The organism is Microcella sp. (assembly GCF_033763155.1).
Lineage (GTDB): Bacteria > Actinomycetota > Actinomycetes > Actinomycetales > Microbacteriaceae > Microcella.
In genome coordinates this window covers 1-4,540 of the sequence record NZ_JANRKZ010000172.1, presented here as the reverse complement: position 1 = coordinate 4,540, position 4,540 = coordinate 1, and the positions used below count along the sequence as shown (strand labels likewise).

Sequence of the window (4,540 nt, the reverse complement as noted above, 5' to 3'; positions counted from 1 at the left end):
CCCCGGCGACGATGCGGTGGATGCTCACCCCGGGCAGAGCGACGCCGACGTGCTGCGGCAGTACTTGTGCATCCACCACCCGCACAAAATCAGCGAGGTGGCCCGGCAGATCATGCGGCACCCTCGGATCGTCTCGGGCCTCACGCGCGTGATCGGCCCGAACGTCAAGGCCATGCAGTCGATGCTGTTCATCAAGAGCGAGAGCAAGCCGGGTCAGGCCTGGCATCAAGACGAGCACTTCATTCCGACGCGCGACCGCTCTCTCTGCGGCGTATGGATCGCGCTCGACGACGCGACGACCGAGAACGGTTGCCTGTGGGTGCTGCCTGGTTCGCACGCGCGCGGCGTGCTCTACCCCGACCGTGAGCAAACCGACGAACGCTTCGATTGCACCGACGAGGCCTACGGGTTTCCGTACACCGACGACGACGCGATCGCGGTCGAGGTGCCCGCCGGCGCGGCCCTGTTCTTCAACGGCTACCTGCTGCATCGTTCGCTCGAGAACAGCGGCAAGCACGGCTATCGTCGCGCGCTCGTCAACCAATACATGAGCGCCGAGTCGCTACTGCCGTGGCAGAACAGTGAGGGGCGCTATTTCGCCGAATACGACTTTCGCGACATCGTGATGGTCGCGGGAGAAGACCCCTACGCCTACAAGGGCCTGCGCGACCTGAGCGTGCCGGGCTCACGCGCCGATAAGTCGGGGGGCTGCGACCGTTAGAAGCTGGCCGCGTCGCCGGCAGCGCCGGGCAAAGTCGTCACCCGCAAAGTCGATATGCTCTCGCGCATGAAGTCCCTGCAGGCTCCCGATCTGCATGTGTTGCTCGACGCCGCCGTACAGCTTGCCCAGATCACCACCCCCGCCGATCTGCGCGAACAATCGGTCGAGATTCTCTTTCGCCTTGTTCCCGCGACGCGCGCGGGCTGGGTGACGATCGACCTCACGACTGGAGCGATGAGCGGCAACCACCTGCCCGAGCCGATTCCGTTCGTGATTCCCCTCATGCCCCGCGTGCTGAGCGAAGTGCCGTTGGTGGCGGAATTGCTCGCGGCACCGACGCCCGGCTCGTTGCGCATTAGCGACACGCTCACGACCGATGAATGGCACGCGCGCCCGCTGTATGCCCAGGTCTATCGCCCACTCGGCGGCGAGTATCAGATCGGCACGTTGCTTGAGGTTGACGACGGGCTCGTCGAAACCCTGGCCGTTTTTCGGGCGGACAGTGACTTCACCGATCGCGAGCTCGAATTCGTTGAAGAGTTCGCCCGGCACGTTCGGGCGACGCTCGCTCGGCTGCGTGCGGCCGCAGCGCGCGACGCGCGCGGGCTGCTGACCTCCCGGCAGCGCCAGGTTCTCGCGGCTCTGGAATCAGGCGCGACCGTGCGTCAGGCGGCGACGTCGTTGAGCATTAGCGAGAAGACGCTCGAGAACCACTTGCAAGCGATCTACCGACGTCTCGGGGTCTCGAGCCGCACAGCGGCGTTGCATCGACTGGGCGGCTAAGCGGCCCGCCGGCTGAGCGCCGGGGCGGGTGAGCGTCGCGATGATGGGGGATTTACCCCATCGATCCTCTCTCACCCTCTTGCCTAGTCTTCGATCATGACTTTCCGTGTGCCTACCCTCGTCACTCCGCTTGCTCTCGTGATTGCCGCTGGCCTGCTCGTTGGCTGCTCATCACCCGCCGACAGCGGCGGCGACACGGTCACGGAGCCCGACACGAGTTCAGAGTCGAGCGCGCCCGACGACAGCGGCACCGATCTCGGTCTGCCCGCGCAGACGGTCGGCTCTGACACCGACTGCTCCTTCCTCGCCGACGACCAGGTCGCGGCTGTTTGGGGCTTCGATGTCGTTGACCTCGACATCTCGATGGTCATCGAGGCCGGCGGCGTCGGTGGCATCCTCTACGGCTGCGACTGGAACCAGAGCGACGACGGAACCGGGCTCACCATCGGTGTTGAGGTGACTGAATACGTGTCGGCCGATGGCCCCACGCAAGCCTTCGCCGACGCTCTGAGCGGCGCAGAGTTCGATGGCGAGGGCGGCATCGATTTTGAGCCGCTCGCTGGTGTCGGCGAGGAGGCCGCTGTGCTGGCGAACCTTAACCAGGTCGACACTCCGGTGTTCTACAACGAAACTCTCATGGTGCGCTCGGGCGCCCTGCTGGTCGAGATCACCGTCACCGACATTACGGGCGGCGTAACCCCCGCGCAGTACCGCGACCAGCTCGTCGCGACGTATGAGGCGGCGTTCGGCGGCTGAGCCTCGGCGGGCACTCCCGACGTCGGCGCTCCGCGGCATGATCGCACCCAGCGGTCAGGTGCCGCGGAGGAGGGGTGCCCATGATCGGCCTCGGGTACGAGGGAATGACGATCGACGAGTTCTGCGCTCAGGTGACTGAGCTCAAGGTCTCTGTGGTCGCGGATGTTCGGCTCAACGCCCTCTCGCGCACTCCAGGCTTCTCAAAGAGCGGTCTTCGGTCCGCGCTCGCCGGCATCGGAGTCGACTACCTCCACCTACCGGCCCTGGGCAATCCGCGGGACAACCGCAGCGGCTTGCAGCATCCCGACAGTGCCGAAGGTCGTGAAGCCCACGAGAGGTACCGAGCGATCGTTCTCTCGCCGGCTGGTCGGCGGGCAATCGACGACCTTGCCGATCTGGTGCAGGGCGAGAATGTCGGCTTCTTGTGTGTCGAGCGAGATCAACGCGGATGCCACCGCCAGGTGGTGATCGATCACGTGATAGCCCGCCTGCTGGCCTGCGGCTGAGGTCCTTGCCGTGACATCGCGTGGCGAAAACGCAAGTCGCACTCTGGCAATTCAGCTTTGTCTGGGCGGGTGGCCCCGCGGTCGCTGGCGACACGATCTTGATCTGTGGTGAAATCGGCACATGACGCTGTGTGACGCATCGCGACGCCATGTGACGCGCCGCGACCGTGTGTGACGGGCGGGTTCGACGCGGCGGGCATCCCGATCGTACGGTCATGACATGACGATCCTCACCGACACCTTTGCCCCGTCCACCGTTCCCGCGGTCACCGCCGATGAGCGCGCAGCGCGCCTCACCGATGCGGGCTCCGCCTGGGGCGAGCGCATCGCCGCCAACCCGGCCGCGGCTCAGCTCACCTACCGCGTCAGCGGCGAAGGCGAGGGCTCGGTCGCCTCGAACATCCGCGCCGGCAAGCACACCTTCCTCGTCGACGAGCCCGGCGCCCTCGCGGGCGACGACGTGGCCGCGAGCCCCGTCGAGTACGCGCTCGGGGCCCTCATCTCGTGCCAGATCGTCGTCTACCGCCTCTACGCGCAGGGGCTCGGCATTCAGGTCGACGACATCCGCATCGATGCCGAAGCTGACCTGGATGCGCGCCGCCTCTTCGGCATCGACGAGACGGTGCGGGCCGGCTTCAGCGACGTGCGGCTCACCATCACCATCACGGGCCCCGAGAGCGAAGAGCGCTACCAGCAGCTGCGTGACGTCGTCGACGCCCACTGCCCCGTGCTCGACCTCTTTGCTAACCCGACCCCGGTCAGCGCGGTCGTGCGCACCGCCTGAGCACTCAGTCGCCCCCGTGAGGTTTATCACGGGTGCAGCCGGTCGCGCAATGCATTCTCGATCTGCGAAAGGCTCGGCTGGCCAGCGAACCCCGAATCTGTGCGGTAGATGCGGCATGCGAGATCGGCGGTCGACCCGTCTGAGGGGAAGAGGTCGACACCGTCGATGAGAATGGTCGGCGACCCAGCGAAGGCTACCGCGGCGGCTTCCTCGGGCGAGCTCAGCAGCACGTTGGTCACGACGACGTCGTCGCGGCCGAGCGCCGTCAAGGCCGTGCGCACTCGATCGCTTGCTTCGCGCCAATTGGGGCACGCGTCAATGTGCAAGACCGTGATCGTCATGGGGTGAGAGTACCGCTGGGTGGCTCCACCCTCACGACCTGCGCTTGAGCAGGCACATCGTGCGGTTCTGATCACCTTCGTCACCCCTCTGCGACAGAATGGCCGCATGCTCGATGCGAAGATCTCCCAACTTGTCGCTGACTACGGCGTCGAGGTCAAGGCGAAGCTCGCGGGCACGGGTGAGCCCGAAGAGGCCTTGCGTGTTCCGATCGAGCACCTCGTCACCGCCATCGGCGAGTTCGGCGGCAGGAAGACCATCCTCGACGGCGAAGCGCACCTCACCGAGTTGAGCTCGCGGCCTGACTTTGCCGTGCGGGTGAAGGGCGCGGTCGTTGGCTACATCGAGGTCAAGAAGGCGGGCCTCTCTCTCGACCCGGGCACGTTCTCGGGCCACAACCGCGACCAGTGGAATCGCCTGAAAGACCTGCCCAACCTCATCTACACCAATGGCTCAGAGTGGCGCCTCTACCGTGGCGAGGCTCAGCCGGCACTCGTGGCGCAACTCTCCGGCGGGCCGCTCGACGTGGCGGGCGCGGGCTTGAGCCCCGACTCCGCGTTCGCTGCGCTCGTAACCGACTTTCTGAACTGGCACCCCGTCCCGATCAAGACGGTCGCGAAACTGGTCAGCACGGTGGCCCCGATCACGCGG

The 4,540-nt window shown here is 66.1% G+C and carries 6 protein-coding genes and 1 pseudogene; 6 read left to right on the top strand and 1 reads right to left on the bottom strand.

The genetic code is table 11. From position 1 onward, the window contains the following. The 5 genes from SFU54_RS07330 to SFU54_RS07310 all read left to right on the top strand — a co-directional run. Nucleotides 1-721: phytanoyl-CoA dioxygenase family protein (locus SFU54_RS07330; RefSeq protein ID WP_319015632.1), on the top strand; the 721-nt coding region annotated here is incomplete at its 5' end. Nucleotides 722-787: 66 nt separating this feature from the next. Beyond that, nucleotides 788-1,504 carry a helix-turn-helix transcriptional regulator gene (locus SFU54_RS07325; protein ID WP_319015631.1) on the top strand — a complete coding sequence of 239 codons (717 nt, stop codon included), beginning with the start codon at nucleotides 788-790 and terminating at the stop codon, nucleotides 1,502-1,504. 96 nt (nucleotides 1,505-1,600) lie between these two features. Beyond that, entirely contained in the window at nucleotides 1,601-2,260 is a 660-nt protein-coding gene (locus SFU54_RS07320; protein ID WP_319015630.1) for a hypothetical protein, read from the top strand. A gap of 80 nt (nucleotides 2,261-2,340) precedes the next feature. Then, nucleotides 2,341-2,766, top strand: a complete 426-nt coding sequence (locus SFU54_RS07315; RefSeq protein WP_319015629.1) for a DUF488 domain-containing protein — start codon at nucleotides 2,341-2,343, stop codon at nucleotides 2,764-2,766. A 220-nt stretch (nucleotides 2,767-2,986) separates the two neighbouring features. Then, on the top strand, nucleotides 2,987-3,550 hold the full coding sequence (locus tag SFU54_RS07310; protein WP_319015628.1) for an OsmC family protein: 564 nt from the start codon (nucleotides 2,987-2,989) through the stop codon (nucleotides 3,548-3,550). A gap of 26 nt (nucleotides 3,551-3,576) precedes the next feature. Here the strand turns inward: SFU54_RS07310 and SFU54_RS07305 are convergent, their stop codons facing one another. After that, nucleotides 3,577-3,891, bottom strand: a complete 315-nt coding sequence (locus SFU54_RS07305; protein ID WP_319015627.1) for a hypothetical protein — start codon at nucleotides 3,889-3,891, stop codon at nucleotides 3,577-3,579. Between the two features lie 106 nt (nucleotides 3,892-3,997). On the opposite strand from SFU54_RS07305, the pseudogene SFU54_RS07300 reads away from it, so the two are divergent. Continuing rightward, nucleotides 3,998-4,540 (top strand): annotated as a pseudogene (locus tag SFU54_RS07300) (type I restriction enzyme HsdR N-terminal domain-containing protein); the annotation flags it as partial.

Coding starts and splice junctions, on each gene's coding strand:
- SFU54_RS07315 (WP_319015629.1), top strand. CDS start 2,341: ATGATCGGCCTCGGGTACGAGGGAATGACGATCGACGAGTTCTGCGCT.
- SFU54_RS07320 (WP_319015630.1), top strand. CDS start 1,601: ATGACTTTCCGTGTGCCTACCCTCGTCACTCCGCTTGCTCTCGTGATT.
- SFU54_RS07305 (WP_319015627.1), bottom strand. CDS start 3,891: ATGACGATCACGGTCTTGCACATTGACGCGTGCCCCAATTGGCGCGAA.
- SFU54_RS07325 (WP_319015631.1), top strand. CDS start 788: ATGAAGTCCCTGCAGGCTCCCGATCTGCATGTGTTGCTCGACGCCGCC.
- SFU54_RS07310 (WP_319015628.1), top strand. CDS start 2,987: ATGACGATCCTCACCGACACCTTTGCCCCGTCCACCGTTCCCGCGGTC.